Raw genomic sequence first — 25,573 nt, 5'->3', positions numbered from 1 at the left:
AGATACAACATGGTACACATCTTGCTTTATTTATATGAAAAGTAAATGAAGCACTGATGATCATGCATATGCCACACCTTCACCACACTACTCAGCTTTTTCAATCTGTAGGGAATCAAGGCGTATTGTCTGCAGCTGCTACAGGTTTGAGTGATTTTATTGTAGATAAAGGAGCAGATGTCGCACATGTTTTTCATGTGAGTGGAATAAATAGCCAACTCCTAGAAAGTCCCACACTAAGCTTACAACTGCCAAATTATTGCCAAGTTTTGGAGCATGCCGCCACATTATCTGGTTGTGATAATTTTGGGCTCTACTACGGACAACAATTCAAACCCAAAGCACTTGGTTTGATTGGTTATATTGCCTTGTGTTCACCTACACTCGAACACGCGCTAAAAAATATGGCAAGTCATTTTCATTTGCACCAAAAAGACACTTTAACTCGACTCGTAGAACAACCTGATCATTGGCGTTTAGATTATCAAGTACAGCACGGTGCAATCTTGGCACGGCGCCAAGATGCTGAACTCACCATGGGTATGTTTATGAATGTTATACGTAGTGTACTGGGTCAACACTATGCGCCAAGGGCGGTACATTTCGAACACACTCGACCTGCAGAATGCCAAGAACACAGTAAACTCTTTAATGCACCTGTATATTTCGATCAGCCGTACAATTCTATATTAATTCATAAATCAGATACGCATGTAACCATGCCAGACAGTGATCCGATTTTACTTACCGTCATTCAAGACACTTTACGTTTACTCAACAACCAACCGTCCCAACAACCTCTCACCGATCAAGTACGTTCTTTTATTCACTTATCACTCAGTCAAGGAGAACCACAACTTGAATGCACAGCACATGAGCTCAACATGTCAAGCAACTGCTTAACACGCAAGCTCAAAATGCATGGCACAACATTTTCAGCATTGGTTGATCATGTTCGCTGTGAAGTGGCTGAGCATTATATGAAACAAAATCACATTTCTATTTCTGAAATGGCATTTTTACTGGGTTATTCTGAAGTCAGTGCTTTTTCTCGGGCATTTAAACGTTGGTTTGGAATTACGCCTCGCCAGTGGCATCATTAATCTTCGGCTCACAGGTGATTAGTTTAAAAATCATAAATATTAATACTTGGCTTTATCACAGCTAAACTGTCTCAATACTTCACCAATCATGTTGTATTCATAAAACGTACATACATGTCTATTTAAGATTGATGTTGCTTAATCCAATTCAAAATATGTTCTATGGTTTGATGTTTATAACGCCCCATCGTATAACTATGATCTGCACCTTTCATTAAAATATAGTGCGAATTTTTATAACGCTTGGCTGTCGCTTTGGCAATATTTGAAACAACGACTTTATCTTGTGTGCCACTTATCACCAAAACAGGGGCATGAAAATGTTGCGTATGAACCATCGCTGCTTTTTTGGAATCTAAGAACCAAAATGCCATTTCGGTATAAGCACGTCCTGAATCTGCCACTAAGCTTTCGTATACCGCATTTTGCGCGTCTGCACTTTGTTCATTCATACAATATTTTGCCAATACTTTTTTACTCGGCAATACAGGTTTTTTCCAAAACCCCCATTGTAAAAAATGCTTATAAAAAGATAAAACCATGGTTGGGTATAATGAAAAAATACCTGCCATCGGTGCAGGGCCCAATAAAATTAACCCCTTACAACATGAAGGTTGTTTGGTTGCCACTTGTTGTGCGATCAATCCACCCAGTGAATGCCCCACAATCCATACTGGTTGTTTTAATTCAGCAATAAACCGTTCAATATCTGCCACATAATCGGTTAAACTTAAATTTGCAACAGCAGTGAGGGTTTGTTGGTAAGATAAATGATGGTCTTTTAAATCGGGACAGTACACTTCAAAACCAGCTTGTGATAACAAAGGTACACATTCTGACCAGCTCTGACCAGATGACCATGTACCATGAATCAACACAATAATGTCTTTGTCTTTAACCATACTTCCCAACCTACAACATTTACTTTATGCTTTTAAAATTAAAAAATTATCCATAAAATATTTATATTTTTCAATGAAATATATTAAATTGAAGAAATTGCAGAGTAACTTAATGGCAATGAAAAACTCATTAATACAATAGAGGCTGTACGCTGTAAGTTACATTGATTCAGCCATGACACACGGTTAGACACCAACAGTGAGCCAATTGAAATCCAAAAACATGCAATCGGTACAATCAGCGATAAAAATACAGACATGTGTAATGTATACGCTGTGAGACTGCTCCACGTTTCATGTGGGAAAATAGCAGAAGCGAACAATAACCCTTTAGGATTTAATAATGTTGCGGCAAAAAGTGCTTTTGCTGTAATTGCAGGCTGACTTAAATCAGCAGCAACACGTGATGTTCTCCATAGTTTAATGGCTAAATAAAAAATATAGCTTGCACTGATTAATTTGAGTATTGCTGGTAACCAAGGGGCCGTACTTGACACTGACTCAATAATAATACCCCAAATAGAAATGGATAAAAAATAACCAATAGCTTCTGCAGGCACTAACTGTACAGATTTTCTAAATCCACCATGAATTCCTGCCGATGCCAGCAGTGTATTGGTTGGACCAGGCGTTAATAAAATAGTGATTACTAAACCAATAAATAACCATGTCATCATCATCACCGACTACTTTTAAGAATAGGCTTATTAATCACTGAGCACCTTATACTTGTCGAGAAAACAAATGTAAGTAAATATATAAAAAACACATAAAACACAATAAATAAAAATAAAATTATTAAAAATCAAAATATTAAATAAAAAATATACTTTTAAAAATAATTGCAAAAAACACCATACAACCTCAATAAATTGCATATAAATTAAGCAATAAAAGTCCCAAAAAAGAAATATTGCGACTAAAATGTAGGTAAATACAGTAATTTTGCAATCATTTAAACAACACTAAAAGTATCATTTTAATTTCGTTAATGTGTGATCTAAAGCACCCACTAACCAATCAATATCTTGACGTTGAAATGCTAAAGGTGGACGTAATTTTAATACATTACCATAAGGGCCTGCCACTGAAGTTAATACTCGATGTGTGTTTCTTAATTCCTCAATGACATTGAGTGCCAATGCCTGATTTGGCGTTTTGCTGTTTTGGTCTGTCACCAATTCAAATCCAATAAATAACCCTGCACCACGCACATCACCAATGCATTCATGTTTATGCATCAGTTTTTTCAACTCATGTTGAAGTTCTGCCCCAACTTGTTGACTATGTAATTGTAGTTCTTCTTCTTGAATCACTTTTAATACCGCTTGTGCAGCAGCCATTGAAACAGGATTACCACCAAAAGTATTAAAATATGGAATTTGATCACTAAATGCTGCTAACACATCGTGTTTGGCCAATAAACCAGAGACTGGAATACCATTTCCCATCGGTTTACCTGTTGTTACAATATCAGGGACTACACCATGTCTTGCAAAGCCCCAAAAAGCATCGCCAGTACGTGCAAATCCCGGCTGTACTTCATCTGCAATAAATATACCGCCATTTTTATGAACAACTTCTACCGCTTTTTTCAAAAAGCCAACGGGATTTGGCATCACGCCATCAGATGAAAAAATAGAATCTGCTAAAAATCCTGCAAAACGAATACCATTGGCAGTCATATCATCAATTTGCTGTTGTATTTGAGTAGCAAACCAATCCCCCACATCTTCACTACCTAAACGATAGGCATCTGGCGCAGGTACAAGTCGTGTTGTTTTTGCCAAAGCTTGACCCGAACCGAGTGCAGGCGAACAACCCGAGGTCAGCTCACTTGTACCATGGTATGCCTCTTGCGATACAATAATACCCGTCCCCCCCGTGTACTCACGTGCGACCCGAATCGCCAAATCATTGGCCTCTGACCCTGTACACATATACATGGCTCGATTGACCTCAGAAGGCAGTGTTTTTAATAATTCATCGGTGTAATTTAAAATATTTTCATGCAAATAGCGTGTATGTGTATTTAGACTTTGCATTTGTTCATGTACAGCTGCGACAACCGCAGGGTGGCAATGACCAATACTCGCCACATTATTATAAACATCTAGATATTTATGACCCGAAGCATCCCACAAATATTGTCCTTGCCCTTTTACTAAATGTACAGGATTACGATAAAACAAACGATACGATTCACCCAGAACTTCTGCGCGTTTTTGAGTTAAACCTCGTGTTTTTGGATCCAAGTATTCAGCATGTTCAGCTCTAAAACTGTTGGTATCCATAATGGTAGATTTTGTAGCCATAGTCTCTCTCTGTGCACGTATATTTTTAACCCTCATTCGATTAAAGCATAAATACAATAAAATACACAAATACTTTTTTATACACAAAATACTCGATAAAAACACAAAATCAAACTATGCTTGCTCGTACCTTTTAAGGATGCTTAAACATGTTGCAACAAGAACGCTTACACCGCATACACACATTACTTTTACAAGTGCAACAGATGAGCACTGAACGTATTATGCAGGAGTTATCGATTTCTCGAGAAACAGCACGGCGCGACATGATTACTCTAGAAAACACAGGTCAAGCCAAACGTGTACACGGAGGGATTATTTGCGTACATCCTTCAAAAGAAGCACCACTGAATGTACGTTATGGTCAAATGATTAAAGAAAAGCGTGCAATTGCAAAGGCTGCAATTCAACTGTTAAATACAGGTCAAACCATTTTTATTGATGCAGGCAGTACAACAGCAATTTTGGCAGAAGAACTTCGAACCTTGTCAGGCCTCACCATTATTACCAATAGCTTGCAGGTCATCTTAAATTTAAGTGCAGGCGAAGGAACAAGGCATCATTTAATATTGCTTGGTGGTGAGGTTACAACTCAACCACAAACCCACGGCGATCAAACCATCAGTGAGATTTACCGTTACCATGCAGATGTAGCACTGCTTTCACCTGCAGGTATTGATCCAAGCGCAGGAGCAACAAATTATCAAATGAGTGAAGCCAACATTGCCAAAGCCATGATTCAACAGAGTCAAAGCACCTTTATTTTGGCCGATGAACGAAAAATACATCAAGTCAGCCGTATTCAATATGCTCAATCGCATGAAATTGATGTTCTTATTACCAACCAAAGTAAAAACACCCTCCAAATAGAAGCATTACTTCATCAATTTAAACAGGTCATTTTGGCTTAACTTCAAATTTTAGATAAAAAAAGACCATGCAAAGGGTGCATGGTCTATAAAATGGTGGCTATGACGGGACTCGAACCTGTGACCCCAGCATTATGAGTGCTGTGCTCTAACCAACTGAGCTACATAGCCGAAAACAGTTCGCGCATATTATGCAATAAACGATCGTCTGTCAATATTTTTTCAATCATTTTTTGAAGTGAGCCTGTAAGCCGGGTTCTGTCAAAAACGATCATTCCTCTAGGCATACAATCACTCATATGCTCAAGCGACCTACCCGAGTCCAGTATGGGTCATACCTATGCGGACTCCTATTTGGTCTTGCTTCAGGTGGGGTTTACCTTGCCATGAACTGTTACCAGCCATGCGGTGCGCTCTTACCGCACCCTTTCACCCTTACCACTTTACAGTGGCGGTCTACTCTCTGCTGCACTTGCCGTCGGCTCACGCCGCCCAGGCGTTACCTGGCACCTTACCCGATGAAGCCCGGACTTTCCTCCCCTATTTCAGTCACGAAGACCTCCATAGCAGCGACCGTCCAGCTCACTTCGGTGCATATGCTAACAAATCTTACGTTGAATTGCTCGTGTTTTTTTGAGCAATTATTTTTTCGTATTTTGCATGTAATTGTTCATGGGTTTCGTCATGTTGTGGATCTTGAGGAATACAATCTACAGGACAAAACAACTGACATTGCGGTTGGTCATAATGACCAACACACTCTGTACATAAATCAGGAGAAATTTCGTAAATTAACTCCCCCAAATAAATTGCTTCATTGGGGCATACTGGTTCACATACATCGCAATTAATACATTCATCTGTAATATAAAGTGACATTTACCAACCTTGTTGATGTTTGTGTTGAAAAGCTTCTACCACTGCCTGTGGAACAAATTTAGAGACATCACCATGCAAACGTGCAATTTCTCTGACCATTGTTGAAGAAATAAATGAATATTGCTCCGAGGGCGTTAAAAATACTGTTTCAAAATGTGGGTCAAGTGTTCGGTTCATATTTGCCAATTGAAATTCGTATTCAAAATCTGAGATTGCACGCAGCCCCCGTAGTACAGCCGTTGCCTGTTGTTCTTTGACAAAATTCACCAATAGACCGTCAAAGGTTAAAAATTCAACATGAGACAAGTGGTTTAAACACTGTTTTGCTAGTTCAACTCGCTCGTCTAATGAAAAAATTGGTTTTTTATGATGTCCTGCGGCAATCGCAATCACCACTTCATCAAACATCTTAGAGGCTCTGACCACTAAATCAATATGCCCATTGGTCATCGGATCAAATGTTCCCGGGTAAATAAGACGTGTTTTGGACATATGGAGATGCTCGTTGTCATTTTATATGAAGCTATTCTAACAAAAACTTGTTTTTTATAAAATCAGCCCCATTTTTACAGTATCGCACACGCAAATGCTTCACCTCACCTAAACTTTACGGCACAATAGGTGCAGATTTGGAATGAATACATTATGGCGAAAGTAAACGTAGTTAAAAAAAATAATGGCGGCACTATTGCGCAAAATAAACGTGCCCGTCATGACTATTTTATCGAAGAAAAATTTGAAGCAGGCTTATCTTTACAAGGTTGGGAAGTCAAATCATTGCGTGCAGGTCGCATGAGCTTGGTTGAAAGCTACATTATTTTTAAAAATGGTGAAGCCTTTTTATTTGGAGCACAAATTCAACAACTGCTTTCTGCATCAAGTCATGTGGTTCCCGAAACCACTCGTACTCGTAAATTATTGCTCTCTCGTAGACAAATTGAACTCCTTATGGGTGCTGTCAACCAAAAAGGCTACTCATGCGTACCTCTTGCTTGCTATTGGAAAGGTCACTTGGTCAAGCTTGAAATTGCTTTGGTTAAAGGTAAACAGTTACACGACAAGCGCAACAGTGAAAAAGAGCGTGATTGGCAACGTGATAAAGCACGTTTATTTCACAAGTAATTTCCGAATTAAAGAGCTGATATTTTTCAGCTCTTTTTTTAAAATTTATCAATAAAAATAAATACTCTAACAACACATCACTGTGCATTAGCCATAAAAGTAATTTTTAATATTCAAGCATTTCACAGCTTAGGTATTTCTTTGAATCTATAGCCATTTCTAGCAGACCTAAATCAATAACACCACATTTAAAAAGATAAATACAAGCAACAGAAAATAAATGTGATATACATATTTTTTATCGCTAAAGACACATAAATGATTAATTTTCACATCAATTATTAAATAAGACTTGGATTAGCTCATATAACCACGACCTGCACCAACTGTCGCTTTAAAATCTTTAATGAAATTTGCAAGCATTTCAACATCAGCGACATGCCTATTTAATCATACTGTTATGGATCGTCTTTGTATGAACATTATTATTGTATTGCCATGTGTAGCTGATCAAAGAACCACCTCATCGAACGTCTAACTCGTGTCGCAATGTACTTGAAAATGTATATTTTAAAGTACATTGATCTGTAAAGAAAAATAAACTGATTGATACCTCCAAATAATAATTGTGGTTACCCTTTAGAAATATTGTATGCAAAGCATGTAATGCCAACCGAGAGATATTATTTTTGATACTTTTAATACAAAGAAAAGAATTTGAAGCAATTAAAACACGCGTTTTTATGATAGATCTCGATAAAGATGTGTTCATAAAACCAGAATTCTGAGATTCGTATTTGCTTGAAGTATGTATTTTGTTTGAACAACTGCAATAGGTTGATTCAATTTTTATAAAAAATCATCGACTGTGCAAAATAAAGCAGTAATTTCATCTATGAATCTGAGAATTTAAGACTAGCTAGTCGCTTTACTACAAAGCTCTAGATATTCTTTTCAACCAAAAAGTTTATTTTTTTCGGATTAATGAAACAGGCCAAATATCTTTTTTAGGTCAGATTTACAATCAAAAAAACAACCATATTCTGTATTTAATAAAAACAGCCCCATGAAAACTAAAAATTTAAATAAGATTTAAATGTACTATTCATGTACAACTTATCAGCGCTTATTTAGATGGCATTATGCTTTTTAGCCATTATGCATTATCATTTAGTGAATTTAACCAATAGACTTCACTGTGAATACAATAACACTGACTCAGCCAGATGATTGGCACGCTCACCTAAGAGACGGTAAAGCCTTAGAGCGTACTGTTCCCGATCTTTCTAGCCAATTTCACCGCGCCATTTGTATGCCAAATCTTGTGCCGCCAGTAAAAACTGTAGAAGAAGCCATTGCTTACAGAAAACGTATTATGGCACACGTACCAGAAGGTGTTGCTTTTGACCCTCGAATGGTACTATATCTTACAGACCATACATCTACTGATGAAATTCAAAAGATCAAACAATCAGAACATGTCAATGCTGTTAAACTCTATCCAGCAGGTGCAACCACTAACTCAGCCAATGGTGTAAGTGATATACGCAATGTGTATGCAGTACTTGAACAATTACAAAAACATCAAGTTCCATTACTTTTACACGGTGAAGTCACACACTCGCATATTGATATTTTTGACCGTGAAAAACGGTTTTTAGACGAAGTATTGCAACCTGTGATTCAGCAATTCCCCGATCTTAAAATTGTACTTGAACACATCACCACAGCAGATGCTGCACAATTTGTACTTGCACAAAGTGATAAAGTTGCAGCAACCATCACACCACAACATTTATTATTTAATCGTAATGACATGCTTGTAGGTGGAATAAAACCACATTTCTATTGCCTCCCTATCCTAAAACGTCAAAGTCATCAAGCGACACTCTTAGAGGTTGCAACCAGTGGAAATCCAAAATTTTTCTTAGGAACAGATAGTGCACCACATGCTCAAGATGCCAAAGAAAATGCCTGTGGTTGTGCAGGTTGCTATAGTGCATTTACCGCCATTGAACTATATGCTCAAGCATTTGATCAAGCTGGAAAAATTGAGCGCTTAGAAGGATTTGCAAGTCACTTCGGGGCAGATTTTTATGGATTACCTCGTAATACTCAACAGATTACTTTAGTGAAAGAGGACTGTATTGTTCCCGATTCATTTAACTACTTAGAAGATCAAAAAATTATCCCTCTTCTTGCAGGAAAAACGCTTCAATGGAGAAAAGTGTGACCTTAGAACAAACACCACTCATTGGACAACGTTTTCGTGGCTTTTTGCCTGTTGTTGTTGATGTAGAAACCGCAGGTTTTAATGCTCAAACAGATGCCTTACTTGAAATTGCTTGTATTCCCATTATTTACAACGATGTCGGAGAATTTATTCCCGGCCCATCTATTCACGCTCATATCAACCCCTTTCTAGGTGCAAACTTAGATAAACGTTCACTTGAATTTATTGGTATTGATCCTTTTAGCCCTTTACGTATTGCTATGGCTGAAGATGAAACCAGTGCACTCAAGCGTATTTTTAAAACCATCACAGATGTGCGTCGTCAGCAAAAGTGTAGTCATGCTGTACTGGTTGGTCATAATGCACACTTTGATTTAAGTTTTTTACAAGCTGCTGTTGCACGTACAGCAACAAAAAATCAAAATCCATTTCATAGTTTTTCTGTTTTCGATACTGTGACTCTCAGTGCAGTGATGTTTGGTCAAACCGTACTTGCAAAATCTTGTATACAAGCAGGGATTGATTTTGATGGTAAAGAAGCACATTCAGCATTGTATGACACCCAAAAGACTGCCGAGTTGTTTTGCTATATTTTAAACAAACTCTCTCCACAAACCCTTGACAGTTTGATGACAGATCAATAAGATACCGTCATCTTCTAAACGTCCCTATCGTCTAGAGGCCTAGGACATCGCCCTTTCACGGCGGTAACCGGGGTTCGAATCCCCGTAGGGACGCCAAGACTTGTTTATTCCATTCAGCGTAACGCAGCACAAACAATAATTAAAAATGGTGCGAGCAAACTCAAGATAAAACCACTAAAGATTGCAATTTGTACATCGGTAGCCGTGCAATTTTTTTTCACAAATGGCAACGTTGAATCCATGGCTGTTGCACCACACACCCCTAAAGCACTCAACGAAAAACGACGACCAAACAAATAAATCAATATAATTGAAAAGATTTCTCTAAATAGATCTGTCAGTAAAGCAAATCCACCCAATTGGTTACTTTGAGTTAATTCAGCCACCAAAGACCCCGATAAACTAAACCAACCGAGCCCGCCGCCGAGCATCATTAACGTTAATGCATCTTGCGGATAAAACCAGCTCAAAATCCATGCCACAATCGGCCAAACCAAAATGACCATACATGGTACATAAATATGTTGTTTGGTAATTTTTTCGATGTGTACCGTTGAAAGTTCTGCACCAATCATAAAAATCACTAGATATAATAAATATGCAGAAATATTGAGTGAGCGCATCTCATGTGGAAGTAAAAAATACAAAAAACCACCAATCACCACCATTAAAATGGCAAAGAAACAGGCTTTCATGGGTGCAATAATATCTTTAAACGATGCTTTTTGAGTGTTTTTTGCACTGACACGAGGTTGAAAAGGGATAAGTACCAAAAATGTCATTGCAGACAACAATCCTGCATACAATAATGCAGAAGCTATAAGATTTAAACCTGTTTTAGGATTGGCCAAAACCTCCCCAAACTGCATTCCTACAGACACTAATAATAACCAAATAAAATAACCAATACTTTGAGAAAAATACTGATTTAAACGGGTATTTGCAGTTTTTCCAACGAACCAACCCAACAATAATGCAACAGTAATGGGCCAAATGGCATTGAGAAGCAAAGCTAACATAAATAAATAACCATTCTTATATCGAATAAAGTGAGCGAGGTATTACATAAGTGTAACATTTTCCAGTACGTTATATAATTTTGCTCAAATCTCAATGCTGTAAAAATGTAGTTTTCTACAACCAACGATAAAAACTCACCTATAATCAGCTCATCAATTCAAAAATGATTTATTCAAGGCAAATGAAAGTTATTTTTATTCATGGTATTAATCAGCAAAATCTAGACAAACACACCTTTAAAACACATTGGCAGAATGTTGTTTCACTTGGCCTACATAAAAACGATTTAGAATTAGATCACACCAAAACCATGCTTGAGTTCCCTTTTTATGGTGATATTTTAACGCAATACAATTTAAAAAATGCGATTAATCTCGATACAATGAAACCGCATTGGAATTTTTTAGATAGATTGGCACACTTGCATCCTCATAAAAAATTGAATAACGACATTCTTCCCATCCTTCCTCACTATCAATACGATATAAAAATGGGCTTGCGAGAGCGATTTTTCCAATTTTCTCAAATGACAAAAGATCGTGCATTAAAAGAAATGGTTATTTTATTAAACCATTTTCCAAATTTTCATGAATCTTTGGTTGAGAAATTTATTGCCGAAGCCTATCTATATTGGTATCAGGCAACCTTTAGACATGCAATTCACACACGTATTAAAGCCTGCTTTGATCCTAAAGAAAAACATATTGTGGTTGCACATTCTTTAGGTACAATTGTCGCATATAATTTATTGCATGAACTGTCTGCAGACTACCAAATCGAACGTTTTATTACGCTTGCATCTCCACTTCCATTTAATGTTGTACAGAAAAATATCAAAGCACCCATGAGTAGACCTCATGGTTTACATGGTGATTGGTATAATTTTTATTCCAAAGATGACTATTTAACGACATTTCCTATGTCACCACCTTTGTTTGACTTTGAACCACGTGTTCATAATAAACTCATCACCACATTTGTAGATAAACCACATGAAATTATTGGTTATTTACAACACCCAAGCGTAATTCGTTGCATTTTTAATCAAACATCTGCTTTACAACCAAATTAAGACATTTTTTAATCAAACAGAATCTATCTATCATAAAAACCATTTGACAGTATCTGCAAATAACACTAATATACGCCCACCTTCTGATGTGTCCCTATCGTCTAGAGGCCTAGGACATCGCCCTTTCACGGCGGTAACCGGGGTTCGAATCCCCGTAGGGACGCCAAATTTTATAATTTATCAGACAGTTACTCTAAAAGTCCCTATCGTCTAGAGGCCTAGGACATCGCCCTTTCACGGCGGTAACCGGGGTTCGAATCCCCGTAGGGACGCCAAATTCTAAAGCTCAGCACGAAATGTTCTGAGCTTTTTTAATGTTGATTAAATATTTTATACCACTTCATTTTATGCCATGAAATCATGACGCATGTCCATGTCATCCAAAAACACTCACATGTTTACTTTCATTCATTTGATGCTTATTTGCTGTAGTTGTACATCTCAATTATCAATAACCATCAAAGCATTCCACGCCTTATATATTCATCTATTCAAGTCGTTTGATTATATATCGTTGGCTTAGATTACAATTCATTAGGTGACAGATTGTATGTCTTTTAGAATTTTGGACGACTCTGGAGTAAATGTATATCTAAATACAGTAATCCCTGCTTCATTCAATAACATGTCTCGCTCTATATCTTTTTGTTCGTTTCCTTTATGACTTGCATCATCTAGCTCAATCACTGCCACAACATTAAATGCTTGATCACATACAACAAAATCAACTATTTTACGATTAAATCGATTTCTTATCGCTTGTGATCTTGTCCATAAAATCGCGCCAAAAGATACTTGTGCCAACACAACATATTCAGGTTCTAAAGTTTCTCGTAACTTTTTGAACATTGGCTGTTCATTCATTGTAATTGGTCTGCTTTTTCGTATTTTTCCTTTAATTACTTGATCTAATGGTATCTTGCCACTTTTCAATTCATCTGTTTTTGTGACATCTGTATTTTCACTCTTATTTTTTTGATTTTTTAAAATCAATGCACCAAAGATTCCCCCAACAAACATCAATATGGCTTTTAAAACGTTCATTCTTTCCTCTATTTAAATGAGCTACGCTGCATAGATATCTTAGGTGAATACATTTAAAAAAACAAAGTGATAGAATTAGGGTGTTATACTCAAAATCCCAAATCACGAACAAAAAATTTAATTAGGCCACTGTTTTATCTGTGATTTATCTTTAATACTTTTTATTAAATTGCATGGTAAATAAAGTAGCTTTACTCAACAAGGTCAACACAAGTAATCGAAAATAAATGCTATATAAATATTTCATATAGCTAAAAATATATAAATAATTAATTTTTTAAAAATATCTATGATTTAGGTTAAAGAGTAGTCGCACCCTATAGTGAAACCATCTAATAATTCACTCAATAATCAATACCAAAATCGTCTCTAGCCATGTTATTTCATTTTTAGTTGTATATGCTTTAGGCGATTTTGCTTTAGTTAAATAGATCAGCAACACACTAGAGCGTGTCCTCATTTGGAAAATAGCTCAAAAAATGGTTTTTTACCACTGAAATATAGCTGCTCAGCAAGAGTAGTGACCATAAATCAAACGATTTATCTGCTATTTAGACATGAATTTTCATCATAAAGTGATGAACTGGTTTGATTAAATGAAGACACGCCCTAGAAAAATAAATTATAAATTTTGAACAACTGACACGTATATTGAAAAATTTTAATCAATACACGATTTAGTTCATTTATATCATCATCTTCTTTGACACAAAACGTACATCAATTTTTGTATTCACTGTACGTACCATCCACTCAAGATCAGATATTAGCGATGTTTAAGAATTTGATAAATCAGCTCATTTGATTAAAAAAAATAGATGCCATCACATTTAAACGTGTGTTGTAAAAGAATTTATAGATCGAGAAAATATTTCGTACCATCAACGATCAATCAGATCACCTATTTATAGCCACTACAATGCATAGGTGACGATCAAGCACCTATGCATTGTGTACATTTAAACTTACTTATTTGGAACTTGAATTACTGTACCTATTTTTAACGCCTTACTGGTTTGAGTATCGTTCATTTCTGCCAACTCTTTAGGCTCTAAATCATATTTACTGGCAAGTTTCGTCCAATTATCACCTGATTTAACTTTATAAGAGATCGTTTTTTTCGGAACGTCTATGTCTTGTCCCGGTTTTAACACTGACTTAATCGATAAGCCATTGATGTCTGCTAATTCCTTAATCGTTAAATTATAACGACGAGCAATGCTATTAAAGGAATCACCTGCTTTCACAGTATAACTTTCTGTTTCTTTGGTAGATACCACCTTTTTCGCCACTGGCTCTGACTTAGGTGTGGTTGGCTTGCTCGCTACAACAGGTTCATCATCTTCAACCAATGTTAGCTTTTGACCCGCACGTACAGCAGATTTACTCGACACGCCATTAATTCGAGCCAAATAACTCGGTTGAAATTTAAATCGCTCAGCAATACTCGCCAACGTATCCCCACGTTGCACCACGTATTCTTTTGGTTGATCGACTTTCGGAACTTTTATAATTTGACCGACTTTAACGACATGGTTGGCTTTTACACCATTCATTTTGGCTAAATCTGCAACAGATAAATCGAATTTTTCAGCAATAATTGCAAATGTTTCTTGGCGTTGCACTTTATACAATTCAGTCTTTAATTTAGAGACATCAACAGATTTACTACTTGAATCTGTTTGATTATCATTTTGTGGAACATTAATTTTTTGCCCCACCATCAAACCAGAATTTACCGTAATATTTGGTGTCAGATCGGCCAGTGCTTGTACAGGAAGATCATAACGTTCAGCAATTAATCTTAATGATTCTCCTCTTTTCACAGTATATAGCTCTGTTTTAATTTTATTTTTTGAGCTTGCTGTAGCATCTTTAGGGGCTTTTAAATGCAATTTTTGGCCAACCATGAGGTTACTATTGACCTGTAAATCATTCCACTCTGCCAAATCTTTAAGTGGAATAGTATATTGATTGGCAATTGCTGTTAAACTGTCATTGGCTTTGACTATATAAGTATCTGGTTTTATCGGGCTATTTGTCGTTTGTACTTGTGGTTTTGCATCATATAAATACAAGATATTTCCAACATACAACGATGCGTTTGGATCAATCTGATTCCATTTTGCAATATCTCTCCAACTTACACCATTTTTAGCAGCAATCGCGGCTAAAGTATCTCCTGCGGCAACAGTATAGGTGCTACGTGTACCTTTAGGCTCATTATTATCGTTGTTACGTTTGTCTTGACCTTCATCTGAAGCAAAACTTTTGGTCACTTCTTTGCCTTGACTATCTGCAATAGATTGACTGGTTTGAATCGCAGTCAGTTTAATTTTACCATCATAAGGGTCGACGACCTCTGTTCCTACAGGTGCAATCTCTTTGATTTCACGAATAACTTGTTGTTGTTCTGTTTTATTTGCAATCGGTTGAACTACAGAAGAGACCGTTGCTTTAGCATCATCTGCTTTAATTTGAGCAAGAATACGATCACGTTCTTTTACCGAAATTGGTGGTTCTACATTTACTGGTTTTTTCAAATCAGATGCCGTGGTTACAGCCACTGGAATTCGAGGTGCACTTGGTACATCTGCATTATTTGCAAATGTAGCTAGATCATTTGCATCTTTAGGCGTTGATCTTTTTTGAGTAGTAATGACCACAGGCGTCAGAGTATTTGGTGTTGGTTTTAGTACAACAGGGGTTGGGCTGGTATTTACCCATAATGATGATGCACCATTCCCTTTGAGTGTTGATACTTTTTGGTCAACACTCAAACTAACATCCGAAGGAATAAGTATACGACCAGGACTGGCAGCATCAATAAAGTCACCACGATACCCTGGGTTTAATGTAGAAAGCTCTGTACGAGAAAGACCCGTTAATTCAGCAATTTGTAATAAAGAAACACCCGGTTGTACCTGTATTTCTCTAAAGTGAGGGCGGTTTGCAATTGGAGGTAAATTAATACCATAAACTTTAGGATTTTTAACAATTTGTGCCACCGCTAAAAAGCGTGGTACATAATTCATTGTTTCTTGAGGCAACTTTAAAGACCAGTAATCTGTTGGCAAACCTGCTGCGGCATTTCGATTAATGGCCTGTTGGACACGGCCTGGCCCTGCATTGTATGCAGCCAATGCCAATTCCCACGAGCCAAATTGGTTATATAGTGTACCTAAAAACTCATATGCTGCACGTGTGGACTCTACAACATCACGACGAGCATCGTATGATCCTGTTTGTTGTAACCCATAGATTTTTCCAGTACTAGGAATAAATTGCCATAATCCTGCTGCTGCAGCAGAACTTGTTGCAGATGGATCATATGAACTTTCAATCACGGGCAATAACGCAAGCTCTGTTGGCATGCCACGGCGTTCTGCTTCTTTCACCGTGTGATATAAATAGCGGCTTGCTCGCGCACTTAAACGATCTAAATAAGGTTGGCGAGAAATAAACCAGTTTCGTTGTGCTTCAATCCGTGGGTCCCATTTGGTTTCATCCATTTTAAAACCGACGGTCATGCGCTTCCACACATCACCGTGTTTTAAAATAAGTAATCGATCTCCCTCCACCGCTCTCATATCTGTTGCAGATAATAAATCTTCTAATGAATCTAAAGCGCTCGCATCTAAAAAATTAGCATCTACATTATTTGCTGACGCTTTTTGTGCTGTATGAACTTTATGCGCAGTTGACGTTGTTGCAGTCGATGCACAACCTGTCGAGAGTAATAGCCCTAAAATGGTTGAGCCAAGTAATGACATTTTAAATTTGTTAGATACAGAAGAGTGCCACAGTACTGTGGTAGATTTAAACATATACAATCCCAAATGCGTCGTGAGCTACTAATTTTTCAGCTATTTTATGCGAGCTTATGATTCACACAAGTAAATAATACTCGCAAACTTAGCTTAAATGTTACAATAAATAAAAAAAGCAACCTGCTATACTAAAACAGGCGTATTGGTGAGTTAGAATACGTCTTTCTTACTCTTTTTTTAGTTTTGGTTTTGTATCATGTCACAAACAATTACACTCTATGTTGATGGTGCTTGCAAAGGAAATCCTGGCCTAGGTGGCTGGGGTGCGTATATTGTGACAGAGCAAGGGGAATATAAGCGTTATGGCGGCACAGCCATGACCACCAATAACCGTATGGAACTGACTGCGGCCATTGAAGGTATTTCCTTTTGCCCAACCGATGCCACACTCATCATTTGGACAGATTCAAATTATGTTAAACGTGGCATTACCGAGTGGATTACAGGCTGGAAAAAGAAACAGTGGAAAGATGTAAAAAACCCTGATTTATGGCAACAATTAGATCAGGTATGCCAAGGTCGTCATATTACATGGCATTGGATTAAAGGCCATGCAGGACATGCCGGTAATGAAATGGCAGATCAATTGGCCAACTTAGGAGCAAATCAAGTCATGAGCGAAAAAAAAAATCCTAACATAAACCAAGATCAAGACTGGCTACTCAGCGATCCTTTCGGATTAGATCAAGCAGAAGCAGAAGCAGAAGCAGAAGCAGAAGCAGAAGCAGAAGCAGAAGCAGAAGCAGAAGCAGAAGCAGAAGCAGAAGCAGAAGCAGAAGCAGAAGCAGAAGCAGAAGCAGAAGCAGAAGCAGAAGCAGAAGCAGAAGCAGAAGCAGAAGCAGAACAACATAGTACCACGATACAAGCTCAACATCCTCAAATTAAAATTACTCAAGCACAACACCAACTCTATGGTGAGCGCCAATTAATTTTAGATACGGAAACCACAGGTTTTTACTTTCAAGATGGCGATCGAATTATTGAGGTGGGCGCTGTTGAAATGATTAATCGTAAATTAACAGGTAGTTCGATTCATATTTACATTAATCCCAAAAAACCCGTCGGTGATTCGGTAAATGTACATGGTATTACTGACGAGTTTTTACAAGATAAGCCCATTTATCAAGAGATTGCACAGCCCCTATTTGATTATTTACAAGGCGCTGAAATTATTGCTCATAATGCAACATTCGATATGAACTTTTTGAACATGGAGTTTGAGAAAATAGGACTGCCTAAGCTATCTGATGTATGTCAAGTAACAGATACCTTAGCGATGGCAAAAAACAAGCACCCTGGGCAAAAAAACTCGCTTGATGCATTAGTCAGACGTTATGATATTCCGGCACGAGACCGAACATATCATGGGGCATTACTTGATGCAGAAATATTAGCAGATGTTTATCTTGCTATGACAGGGGGGCAAGTCTTACTCGATATTGACCATGTTCATCAACATCAAAACCATGATGGTCAATATACCAATTTGACTGCCAGTCATTTAGAACTCGTTGTGATTGCACCGAACGATATGGAACTTGAACAACATGAGCAATGGGTCAAAAACATCGAAAAGAAAAATGGAGAAACATGCTTTTTTTCTCAAACCACTTTAGCTTCATAAAGAAGATACACAATACCCGTATCAAAAGATTTTATTTTTTAACTGAATGATTTATGCTGATTTAAGCACTTATTTTCACTGAAAAGACGCTGTAGCCATGACCAAAATTGCCAAAGCTTACATTCATCAACAACAGCAACTTTTAGTTGATGATGCACTTAATATGCCATCTTTAACCGTACAATCTGATGATGTGATTGTGCAAAAACAGCCTTGTATTGTGGCAAGAGAATGGCCAATTCAGCAAAGCGTTCCCCAATCTTTTCAATTTGTAGCACTCAGACAATTAATCCCTCATTGGTCACATGCTCAAGCAGAAGAAGCCAGCCGTGCAATTCAATTACTTGAGTGGAAAAAAAACCATCAATTTTGTGGGCGTTGTGGTGAAAAAACCACAACACATCCCACTGAATATTGCATGGGTTGTCAACAGTGTGGCTTACGCCAATACCCAAGGATTAATCCGTGTATTATTACCATTATTACCAAAGGTGACCACGTTTTATTGGCCAAATCTGTACATCGTAAAGATCAGATGTATGGTCTCATTGCAGGGTTTGTTGAAGTTGGCGAAACCCTCGAACAAGCTGTTGCTCGTGAAACACTCGAAGAAGTAGGTATTCGAGTTAAAAATATTCGCTATCTCAACAGTCAACCTTGGCCATTTCCAAGTAATTTAATGCTAGGGTTTCATGCTGAATATGATAGTGGTGAGATTTGCCTACAAGAAGATGAAATTGCTGATGCGCAGTTTTTCTCTCGAGATCATTTACCTCTGCTTCCTTTTAAAGGCAGTATTGCACATACCATGATTACCGCATGGATAAATCAAACATTGTCTAATACATGATTTAAATAATCTAAAATTAAACGCTTGGTGGTAAAGTAGTGACTAAAACGAGTCGATAAACTACCTACCAAGCTAATATGACCTGCGTATCGCACACGTGCTAAAGTGCTGTCATTTCCCGCTTTACACAATGCATAATGCATATCTTTACTGTTGTGCGATGCAACAATCAGATCTAACTCTGCCACCACCAAAAGATGTTGAATGTGATTTTCTTTCACATGGTAGTAAGGCATCACTTGTTTATAAAACAAATCTGTAGGAAATGCTTGCTGTAAACTCACATCATTTGCATAATTAAAATGATATGGGCCAGCTAGACCAATTACGGCTTGAATATTGGACAGACAATGAAAATGCTCAGATGTATTTTGGGCATATAGTGCAGACATAATATTAAATGCACCTGCCGAGTGCCCCATCAATACTACGTTTTCAGTACAAATACTCAACTGCTGTTGTTGCTGATGTAAATGATTAATGGCGTATATCACATCATTTACATAGTCAGGAAATCGAAATTGTGGTGCTAACCGATAATTTAATAATACAACATCAAACCCTTCTTGAGTAAAGCTTTCGGCCACAAAAGCATAGTCAGATTTATCGCCTCTCGCCCATGTACCTCCATGCACAAACACAATCAGTGCACGATCTTTTCTTGGTAATACAGCACGATACACATCAAAAGTTTGTCGCTCATGCTCACCATAAGCAATGTTCGGTACATGATGAAAATGTGTGGTGACAATAGATTGATTTAAACGGCGGCTCACCACCTCATACGCTCTAAAGTCCTTCCACACACGATGTGCATGTTTTATTTTTGCTGCCATGTGCTGTCGTTTTAGCATATGTGTCTACTACAAATTAATGACTGTAAGGTGTTGTACTTGCACCACGCGCATTGGAGTCAATTGCAACAGGCGTCTGTACCACAGGTTGAGTGGTTGGTGAAATATCCGTAGAGTCAATTAAAGTGACAATCTTAGTCACATTACCGACCTGCTCTAATACTTGTTTTAAATCAGCCATTTCTGCTTGATTGAGTCGACCCATAACATACAAAATACCATCTTCTGTATGTACAGAAACTTTACTGTCAGAAATTACAGCGGCTTTAGCAATCAAACCACGTGTATTTGCAGTTACAGCCGTGTCTTGCATAATGGTGGTATAACCAATTTGTGGCCCAACAGTAATATAATTGTGAACAGATCTTACATCACTCATTGCTTTAAGATTATCTTCAGCGAGTTTTTTCAAGCTAGCATCTGGCACCTGACCTGTCAGTAATACACTGCCAAAGAAACTATTAATATTGACACGAGATTGTCGAAAACGATAATCGAGTTTAAATAAATTAATATATGCTGTTCTTTCTATTGATTTATCTGTAATTGCTTGACCTAGTGAACGTACACCATTTTGTGTACCCACGGGTGCAGAACCTGTACCACCTGCAATAAAACTTGCACACCCTGACAAACTTGCCACACATAATAATGACAGTACAATACGCTTAGACACCTTCAAAACTCCTTATGTGCCATTTCGTGTTGGCTCACATAACATAATAAAGCACAACACAAAGACAACCCCTAACTCAAACTAAATGCATTTTCAATCCAAACCAAATCATACGCTAATTTAGAAAAATCTGGCTGTGTGTTTTTTGCAATAATATGTTTTAAATCAATACAAATCGCATCAAAACGAAAATTATAATGATGATATGACGCATGCTGCATAATAAAATATTGTGCTGTTTTTATGATTTTAGCCTGCTTATGTTCGGAAATAGTTTCTACACTTTTCCCATATTTTGCTGTTGAACGCGCTTTGACCTCAACAAAAACCATCACCTCGTCTTTACATGCCACAATATCTATTTCTCCGTAACGAGAAAAATAGTTTCGATATAAAATTGAAAAACCTGCATGTTGTAACTGTGCTGTTGCTACACACTCTGCCCACTGCCCCAATGCATTTCGATGTGTCATTCATCACCCATAGCATGACATATATCAGCATGTCATGAAAAAATCGGTTAAACTATTTATTTAATGTAAAAACGAGATCATACGATGACTGCTCAATTATTTGTTGTTGCAACGCCAATTGGGCACCTAGATGATATCACTTACCGTGCAATAGAGACTTTGCGTCATGTCGATCTTATTGCTGCTGAAGATACGCGACAATCTGCAATGCTACTTAAGCATTTTAATATTAACACACCACTCACAGCATGCCATGATCATAATGAATCTCACAAAATTGAACAGTTGATTGAGCAACTTCATGCAGGAAAATCTATCGCTTTAATCAGTGATGCGGGTACCCCTCTCATCAGTGATCCTGGTTTTAAATTGGTAAGAGCAGCTCAAGAACAACACATTAGAGTCACGCCCGTTCCTGGTGCATGTGCAGCAATTGCAGGCTTAAGTGCCGTGGGTTTACCAAGTGATCGTTTTAGCTTTGAAGGCTTTTTACCGTCAAAATCATCTCAGCGCTTAGCTACACTCGAACAACTCAAAGATGAAAGTCAAACTTTAATTTTTTATGAAGCACCACACCGTATTTTGGCATGTATTCAAGATATGATCACCATTTTTGGTGCAGATCGTACAGTTGGTTTTGCAAGAGAAATTACAAAAACATTTGAAACAATCAAAAAAACAACTTTAGCAGAATTATACACATGGGTGGAACACGATAAAAACCAACAAAAAGGAGAAATTGTATTAATTATTGCAGGAAAAACAGAAAAAGTAGATGTGCAAGCTGCAAAACTTGATCAAATTTTACAACGCTTACTCCAAGATGTTTCTGTGAAAACAGCCGCACAAATTACTGCTGACTTATTCGACATTAAAAAGAAAGTTGCTTACCAACGTGCACTCGAACTTAGTCAATAATTGCACTTTCAGTGGCTTTTCGTTTATCTCTAGCCACGTTCAAAGCGTGTATCAAATCATGACCTATGTTTTTAATACATCATTTTCTACGTTAAACCACTATGACACGAGAAAAAATAGCCCAATACAACGTTAAATTGCATGCATTTACTGTCCTTGAATTTATAATTACACTGGCCATTTTGGCCATTGTGACTACGCTTGCTCTGCCTGCATTCGCACAACTACAAGCACGCCTAGAAAGTAAAAATATTTATCCTTACCTCAACACGACTTTGCAACGGTATAAACTACATGCCGTGACTCAAAGACAGAATGTGATTTTGTGTTCAACAAATAATGGGCAAACCTGTAATCAAAGCAACAGCTGGAATCATGGTATTTTGGCCATTCATGATCAAAACTATAATCATCGTGTTGACCCAACAGATCCTGTTCTTTCATTTCATCATAATTCGATTCATCATGGCACACTCACATGGAAAGGGGGTGCTACTACAACCAAAATCATTGTTTTACAAGGTGATACTGGACTACCAAGAGGTTCAATGGGGAGTTTTTATTATTGTAGTGATAAAAACAACCAGTTGTCGCATAAAAATGCTTTGAGTCACATGGGACACTTACGGCATGAGAAACTCAATGGTTGTTAAAGTCGTTAAACAGTAGCATTATAAAAATGACCCTATGGAAAATTCATATAGGTGCGATATTTTAAAAGCGTTTTTTCCTTGAAAAACTGCTTATAATTGTTGGACAACCAAGATTATGGCAAGGCAGTTTAGATTAAGCATCTCTATTGATTGACGAAAGCCATATACGCGTGCATTAACATGCAAGCGATAGCATGATTCCAAAAGAGCAATTGGAAAGCCTCGTGATAAATTCACAACAAAAACTTACCTTGCAACCTTTATTTATGGAGAGTCGATTGATTTTAAAATCACTAGAGATGACATCCGCGACAGCAAAGCTTCAGAATAACGCATAGATCGAGTTGATTCTGATGGTTATTTGATTGCAAATAAAGGGAGTGATACTGAGAAAATTAGAGCACCTACTAGAAATTGAAAGAAGTTTGCAATTATTCCATTAAGATTAAATAACCCCAATCACGGATAAGCTTTTATTTAAAATCAATTATTTATATATTTTTTCCATATATAGCATCAATTTTCTATCCCTTACGCTTATTTTAAGGTGAAATTAGCTTATTTGTAATACATGATAGTAAAGAAAAATAGTGTAATTGAGATAAGAATATATAAAACAGTCGCTTAATCGTATTTCTTATCCGCGATTCGGGTTAAATAGCACGAAATCAAATTCTGATTTTGATCAACACTTATATCGCTTCAGGCATGTAGTAGAACATGCATTTGCAAGATTAAAGCACGTGCGTGTGATAGCAACTCGATTTGACAAGCGAGTACATCTTATCAACCTGTCATGATCAATCTATGGTTTATATCGCCTTTGTGTTCATTGGGTCTAAAGCCAAATGAACACAACATTTTATTCATTCAATGGCCAAATAAATTCACACGTGATTCTTCATTTCACGCATACAAAGCGTTTTTAAAAAATACGACTTGTATCTCGAGCTCGTTGAGGGATCTTTTTAAGTTCAACCAACATCTTTTTAGCAATTTCAAGATAATATGGTGCAGCCGCATCTTTGGCTAAAACACTAGGTTTACCTATATCAACATTTTTTTGAATACTCTGCAATAAAGGTAATTGCCCCAACAAAGGCACTGCATATTGCTCAGATAAACAGCGACCGCCTCCCATACCGAAAATATGATCTTCGTGGCCACAATGGCTACAAATATGCATAGACATATTTTCAACCACACCAAGTACAGGAATTGAAACGCGTTTAAATAACTCCACCCCTTTCACCGCATCAAGTAATGCTACATTTTGTGGGGTTGTCACAACCACTGCACCTGTCACAGGAATACGCTGTGCTAACGTCAATTGAATATCCCCTGTACCAGGAGGTAAATCAATCAGCAAAATATCCAATTGAGGCCATAAAGTTTGATTAAACAATTGCATCAGTGCACCTGTAGCTTTAGGGCCTCTCCATGCCACAGGAGTATTGCCTTTTCCTAACAAATGACCAATTGATAATACCGCCATGCCATAAGCATCGATCGGGATAAAACGCTCATTTTCAATAACAGGAATTTGTCCCTCACTATCTAACATAGTAGGAATACTTGGGCCATAAATATCTGCATCTAAAATACCAATTTTATATCCCAAAGACTGCAAAGCTAATGCTAAATTTACAGTGGTTGTTGATTTTCCAACACCACCTTTACCTGATGCAACCACTACCACATGTTTAATGCGTGGATGTGCAGATAATGTACGTTGCTGTGGTGGTGTATTTGCGGTTTGGTTTACAGCATCTGTTGTGGCTGTTTTTTGTTGAACAATGTGTAAGTTCACATCTTGAATGGCGTATGGTTTTAGCTTGAGAGCCAACGTATCTCGAAAATCTTGTAATTGTGCAACATCTTGCTTAGAAATATCCAACTTCAGCTGCAAATGGTCTTCGACATATTGAATTTGTTGAAGACAATCACATAGCAACTTCCCCGAGGGTAACTGAAAATTCTCTAACACACGCTCAATCTCTTCCTTATAATTATTGTTTTTTTCCAATAAAGCAGATTTTAGTAACGTGCGCCAAGACATAATAACTCCTAAAACTTAACCTTCAATCACAGTTTGATCAAAGCATAAAAAACCGCCTATAAATGTGTAGTGAAATGAGCTACATGTTTATAGGCGGTGGCTTGTAGTAAAAACAGCTTAGAATTTATTTTTAAACTCGTCAAACTTATTTTTTACTGTATTTTTTAGTTCTTCAACTTTGTCTTCAACGCTTTCTTTAAAGTCTCCAGCTTTTTCTTTCGCTTCATCCATTTTTTCATTTACGGCAGAATGAGCAGAGTCTTTTTTGTCTTCAGCATTTTGCTTAAGTTCGTCAAACTTATCTCCAGCATCATGCTTGAACTCATCAAATTTTTCTTGCCCTTGCTCTTTCGCATCTTCGGCATTTTGTTTGAATTGATCAAAAGCATTTTCACCCTGAGTTTGAGCGTCATGTGCTTTTTCTTTCGCTGTATCAGAAAAATCAGAGGCTTTATTTTTCAATTCATCAACTTTATTGCTGTCTGTCATTTTA

23 protein-coding genes, 4 tRNA genes and 1 other RNA gene are annotated in these 25,573 nt (G+C 37.3%); 13 read left to right on the top strand and 15 right to left on the bottom strand.

Annotated elements, in window-relative coordinates:
- The first annotated feature begins 56 nt into the window (after positions 1-56).
- A complete protein-coding gene (qhpR, locus tag I2F17_RS03295) occupies positions 57-1,103 on the top strand; it encodes an AraC-like transcriptional regulator QhpR (protein ID WP_211139081.1) in 1,047 nt (348 codons plus the stop codon).
- Between the two features lie 122 nt (positions 1,104-1,225).
- Here qhpR and I2F17_RS03290 read toward each other — a convergent pair whose 3' ends face one another.
- The 3 genes from I2F17_RS03290 to I2F17_RS03280 form a co-directional block, all read right to left on the bottom strand.
- A complete protein-coding gene (locus tag I2F17_RS03290; RefSeq protein ID WP_196422825.1) occupies positions 1,226-2,005 on the bottom strand; it encodes an alpha/beta fold hydrolase in 780 nt (259 codons plus the stop codon).
- Between the two features lie 83 nt (positions 2,006-2,088).
- A complete protein-coding gene (locus I2F17_RS03285) occupies positions 2,089-2,682 on the bottom strand; it encodes a LysE family translocator (protein WP_196422824.1) in 594 nt (197 codons plus the stop codon).
- A gap of 297 nt (positions 2,683-2,979) precedes the next feature.
- Complete coding sequence (locus I2F17_RS03280; protein ID WP_211139080.1) at positions 2,980-4,320, bottom strand: aspartate aminotransferase family protein; 1,341 nt, start codon at positions 4,318-4,320, stop codon at positions 2,980-2,982.
- Positions 4,321-4,469: 149 nt separating this feature from the next.
- Between I2F17_RS03280 and I2F17_RS03275 the strand changes: the two genes are divergently transcribed.
- Positions 4,470-5,231, top strand: a complete 762-nt coding sequence (locus I2F17_RS03275; protein ID WP_196422822.1) for a DeoR/GlpR family DNA-binding transcription regulator — start codon at positions 4,470-4,472, stop codon at positions 5,229-5,231.
- Positions 5,232-5,283: 52 nt separating this feature from the next.
- Here I2F17_RS03275 and I2F17_RS03270 read toward each other — a convergent pair.
- From I2F17_RS03270 to coaD, 4 genes are all read right to left on the bottom strand, one after another.
- Positions 5,284-5,360: transfer RNA gene (locus tag I2F17_RS03270), tRNA-Met, on the bottom strand.
- A gap of 60 nt (positions 5,361-5,420) precedes the next feature.
- An RNA gene (gene rnpB / locus I2F17_RS03265) (RNase P RNA component class A) lies at positions 5,421-5,778 on the bottom strand.
- 20 nt (positions 5,779-5,798) lie between these two features.
- The gene (locus I2F17_RS03260; protein ID WP_196422821.1) at positions 5,799-6,068 is read right to left on the bottom strand and encodes a YfhL family 4Fe-4S dicluster ferredoxin; all 270 of its coding nucleotides are present in this window, start codon (positions 6,066-6,068) and stop codon (positions 5,799-5,801) included.
- Positions 6,069-6,560: a pantetheine-phosphate adenylyltransferase gene (gene coaD, locus I2F17_RS03255; RefSeq protein WP_196422820.1), complete on the bottom strand. Its 492-nt coding sequence runs from the start codon at positions 6,558-6,560 to the stop codon at positions 6,069-6,071.
- Between the two features lie 153 nt (positions 6,561-6,713).
- On the opposite strand from coaD, the gene smpB reads away from it, so the two are divergent.
- The 4 genes from smpB to I2F17_RS03235 all read left to right on the top strand — a co-directional run bounded on the left by smpB (position 6,714) and on the right by I2F17_RS03235 (position 10,103).
- Positions 6,714-7,190, top strand: coding sequence for an SsrA-binding protein SmpB (gene smpB / locus I2F17_RS03250; RefSeq protein ID WP_196422819.1), 477 nt, complete (start codon positions 6,714-6,716; stop codon positions 7,188-7,190).
- Between the two features lie 1,138 nt (positions 7,191-8,328).
- Positions 8,329-9,363: a dihydroorotase gene (gene pyrC, locus I2F17_RS03245; protein ID WP_211139079.1), complete on the top strand. Its 1,035-nt coding sequence runs from the start codon at positions 8,329-8,331 to the stop codon at positions 9,361-9,363.
- A complete protein-coding gene (gene rnt, locus I2F17_RS03240) occupies positions 9,348-10,007 on the top strand; it encodes a ribonuclease T (RefSeq protein WP_196422817.1) in 660 nt (219 codons plus the stop codon). The genes pyrC and rnt overlap by 16 nt, the downstream gene beginning before the upstream one ends.
- Before the next feature lie 20 nt (positions 10,008-10,027).
- A tRNA-Glu gene (locus tag I2F17_RS03235) sits at positions 10,028-10,103 on the top strand.
- Between the two features lie 17 nt (positions 10,104-10,120).
- On the opposite strand, the gene I2F17_RS03230 is transcribed toward I2F17_RS03235, so the two are convergent.
- Positions 10,121-11,026, bottom strand: a complete 906-nt coding sequence (locus I2F17_RS03230) for a lysine exporter LysO family protein (RefSeq protein WP_211139078.1) — start codon at positions 11,024-11,026, stop codon at positions 10,121-10,123.
- Between the two features lie 182 nt (positions 11,027-11,208).
- On the opposite strand from I2F17_RS03230, the gene I2F17_RS03225 reads away from it, so the two are divergent.
- The 3 genes from I2F17_RS03225 to I2F17_RS03215 all read left to right on the top strand — a co-directional run bounded on the left by I2F17_RS03225 (position 11,209) and on the right by I2F17_RS03215 (position 12,374).
- Positions 11,209-12,099, top strand: a complete 891-nt coding sequence (locus I2F17_RS03225; protein ID WP_211139077.1) for a lipase family protein — start codon at positions 11,209-11,211, stop codon at positions 12,097-12,099.
- Between the two features lie 90 nt (positions 12,100-12,189).
- Positions 12,190-12,265: transfer RNA gene (locus tag I2F17_RS03220), tRNA-Glu, on the top strand.
- A 33-nt stretch (positions 12,266-12,298) separates the two neighbouring features.
- Positions 12,299-12,374 (top strand) — tRNA-Glu (locus tag I2F17_RS03215).
- 259 nt (positions 12,375-12,633) lie between these two features.
- Here the strand turns inward: I2F17_RS03215 and I2F17_RS03210 are convergent.
- Both I2F17_RS03210 and I2F17_RS03205 read right to left on the bottom strand, forming a co-directional pair.
- On the bottom strand, positions 12,634-13,143 hold the full coding sequence (locus tag I2F17_RS03210) for a DUF2726 domain-containing protein (protein WP_235985908.1): 510 nt from the start codon (positions 13,141-13,143) through the stop codon (positions 12,634-12,636).
- Between the two features lie 965 nt (positions 13,144-14,108).
- Positions 14,109-16,970: a LysM peptidoglycan-binding domain-containing protein gene (locus tag I2F17_RS03205; RefSeq protein WP_196422813.1), complete on the bottom strand. Its 2,862-nt coding sequence runs from the start codon at positions 16,968-16,970 to the stop codon at positions 14,109-14,111.
- A gap of 199 nt (positions 16,971-17,169) precedes the next feature.
- Here I2F17_RS03205 and dnaQ point away from each other — a divergent pair, with 199 nt between their 5' ends.
- A complete protein-coding gene (gene dnaQ / locus I2F17_RS03200; RefSeq protein ID WP_211139076.1) occupies positions 17,170-18,597 on the top strand; it encodes a DNA polymerase III subunit epsilon in 1,428 nt (475 codons plus the stop codon).
- Positions 18,598-18,694: 97 nt separating this feature from the next.
- Positions 18,695-19,447, top strand: coding sequence for an NAD(+) diphosphatase (nudC, locus tag I2F17_RS03195; RefSeq protein ID WP_196422811.1), 753 nt, complete (start codon positions 18,695-18,697; stop codon positions 19,445-19,447).
- Here the strand turns inward: nudC and I2F17_RS03190 are convergent.
- The 3 genes from I2F17_RS03190 to I2F17_RS03180 form a co-directional block, all read right to left on the bottom strand.
- Entirely contained in the window at positions 19,426-20,301 is an 876-nt protein-coding gene (locus I2F17_RS03190) for an alpha/beta hydrolase (RefSeq protein WP_196422810.1), read from the bottom strand. The genes nudC and I2F17_RS03190 overlap by 22 nt on opposite strands.
- A gap of 16 nt (positions 20,302-20,317) precedes the next feature.
- A complete protein-coding gene (locus I2F17_RS03185; RefSeq protein WP_196422809.1) occupies positions 20,318-20,977 on the bottom strand; it encodes a BON domain-containing protein in 660 nt (219 codons plus the stop codon).
- A gap of 71 nt (positions 20,978-21,048) precedes the next feature.
- Positions 21,049-21,450, bottom strand: coding sequence for a YraN family protein (locus I2F17_RS03180; protein ID WP_196422808.1), 402 nt, complete (start codon positions 21,448-21,450; stop codon positions 21,049-21,051).
- An 84-nt stretch (positions 21,451-21,534) separates the two neighbouring features.
- Between I2F17_RS03180 and rsmI the strand changes: the two genes are divergently transcribed.
- Together rsmI and I2F17_RS03170 are read left to right on the top strand one after the other, a co-directional pair.
- Entirely contained in the window at positions 21,535-22,368 is an 834-nt protein-coding gene (rsmI, locus tag I2F17_RS03175) for a 16S rRNA (cytidine(1402)-2'-O)-methyltransferase (RefSeq protein WP_211139075.1), read from the top strand.
- Between the two features lie 101 nt (positions 22,369-22,469).
- Positions 22,470-23,021 (top strand): GspH/FimT family pseudopilin, encoded by a 552-nt coding sequence (locus I2F17_RS03170; RefSeq protein ID WP_211139074.1) that lies wholly within the window; start codon positions 22,470-22,472, stop codon positions 23,019-23,021.
- A 925-nt stretch (positions 23,022-23,946) separates the two neighbouring features.
- On the opposite strand, the gene apbC is transcribed toward I2F17_RS03170, so the two are convergent.
- Both apbC and I2F17_RS03160 read right to left on the bottom strand, forming a co-directional pair.
- Positions 23,947-25,080, bottom strand: coding sequence for an iron-sulfur cluster carrier protein ApbC (gene apbC, locus I2F17_RS03165; protein WP_211139073.1), 1,134 nt, complete (start codon positions 25,078-25,080; stop codon positions 23,947-23,949).
- Between the two features lie 117 nt (positions 25,081-25,197).
- Entirely contained in the window at positions 25,198-25,569 is a 372-nt protein-coding gene (locus I2F17_RS03160; RefSeq protein WP_196423974.1) for a hypothetical protein, read from the bottom strand.
- Positions 25,570-25,573 lie beyond the last annotated feature (4 nt).

Origin of the sequence: Acinetobacter baretiae, from assembly GCF_015627105.1 — a bacterium.
In the GTDB taxonomy this organism is placed as follows: domain Bacteria; phylum Pseudomonadota; class Gammaproteobacteria; order Pseudomonadales; family Moraxellaceae; genus Acinetobacter; species Acinetobacter baretiae.
The sequence above is the reverse complement of the archived record's forward strand: the minus strand, read 5'-3'. Positions and strand labels throughout refer to the sequence as shown.

Excerpts from the sequence above, each read along its gene's own strand:
- qhpR (WP_211139081.1), top strand. The coding sequence starts at position 57 with ATGATCATGCATATGCCACACCTTCACCACACTACTCAGCTTTTTCAA.
- I2F17_RS03290 (WP_196422825.1), bottom strand. The coding sequence starts at position 2,005 with ATGGTTAAAGACAAAGACATTATTGTGTTGATTCATGGTACATGGTCA.
- I2F17_RS03285 (WP_196422824.1), bottom strand. The coding sequence starts at position 2,682 with ATGATGACATGGTTATTTATTGGTTTAGTAATCACTATTTTATTAACG.
- I2F17_RS03280 (WP_211139080.1), bottom strand. The coding sequence starts at position 4,320 with ATGGCTACAAAATCTACCATTATGGATACCAACAGTTTTAGAGCTGAA.
- I2F17_RS03275 (WP_196422822.1), top strand. The coding sequence starts at position 4,470 with ATGTTGCAACAAGAACGCTTACACCGCATACACACATTACTTTTACAA.
- I2F17_RS03260 (WP_196422821.1), bottom strand. The coding sequence starts at position 6,068 with ATGTCACTTTATATTACAGATGAATGTATTAATTGCGATGTATGTGAA.
- coaD (WP_196422820.1), bottom strand. The coding sequence starts at position 6,560 with ATGTCCAAAACACGTCTTATTTACCCGGGAACATTTGATCCGATGACC.
- smpB (WP_196422819.1), top strand. The coding sequence starts at position 6,714 with ATGGCGAAAGTAAACGTAGTTAAAAAAAATAATGGCGGCACTATTGCG.
- rnt (WP_196422817.1), top strand. The coding sequence starts at position 9,348 with ATGGAGAAAAGTGTGACCTTAGAACAAACACCACTCATTGGACAACGT.
- I2F17_RS03230 (WP_211139078.1), bottom strand. The coding sequence starts at position 11,026 with ATGTTAGCTTTGCTTCTCAATGCCATTTGGCCCATTACTGTTGCATTA.
- I2F17_RS03225 (WP_211139077.1), top strand. The coding sequence starts at position 11,209 with ATGAAAGTTATTTTTATTCATGGTATTAATCAGCAAAATCTAGACAAA.
- I2F17_RS03210 (WP_235985908.1), bottom strand. The coding sequence starts at position 13,143 with ATGAACGTTTTAAAAGCCATATTGATGTTTGTTGGGGGAATCTTTGGT.
- I2F17_RS03205 (WP_196422813.1), bottom strand. The coding sequence starts at position 16,970 with ATGTTTAAATCTACCACAGTACTGTGGCACTCTTCTGTATCTAACAAA.
- dnaQ (WP_211139076.1), top strand. The coding sequence starts at position 17,170 with ATGTCACAAACAATTACACTCTATGTTGATGGTGCTTGCAAAGGAAAT.
- nudC (WP_196422811.1), top strand. The coding sequence starts at position 18,695 with ATGACCAAAATTGCCAAAGCTTACATTCATCAACAACAGCAACTTTTA.
- I2F17_RS03190 (WP_196422810.1), bottom strand. The coding sequence starts at position 20,301 with ATGCTAAAACGACAGCACATGGCAGCAAAAATAAAACATGCACATCGT.
- I2F17_RS03180 (WP_196422808.1), bottom strand. The coding sequence starts at position 21,450 with ATGACACATCGAAATGCATTGGGGCAGTGGGCAGAGTGTGTAGCAACA.
- rsmI (WP_211139075.1), top strand. The coding sequence starts at position 21,535 with ATGACTGCTCAATTATTTGTTGTTGCAACGCCAATTGGGCACCTAGAT.
- I2F17_RS03170 (WP_211139074.1), top strand. The coding sequence starts at position 22,470 with ATGACACGAGAAAAAATAGCCCAATACAACGTTAAATTGCATGCATTT.
- apbC (WP_211139073.1), bottom strand. The coding sequence starts at position 25,080 with ATGTCTTGGCGCACGTTACTAAAATCTGCTTTATTGGAAAAAAACAAT.
- I2F17_RS03160 (WP_196423974.1), bottom strand. The coding sequence starts at position 25,569 with ATGACAGACAGCAATAAAGTTGATGAATTGAAAAATAAAGCCTCTGAT.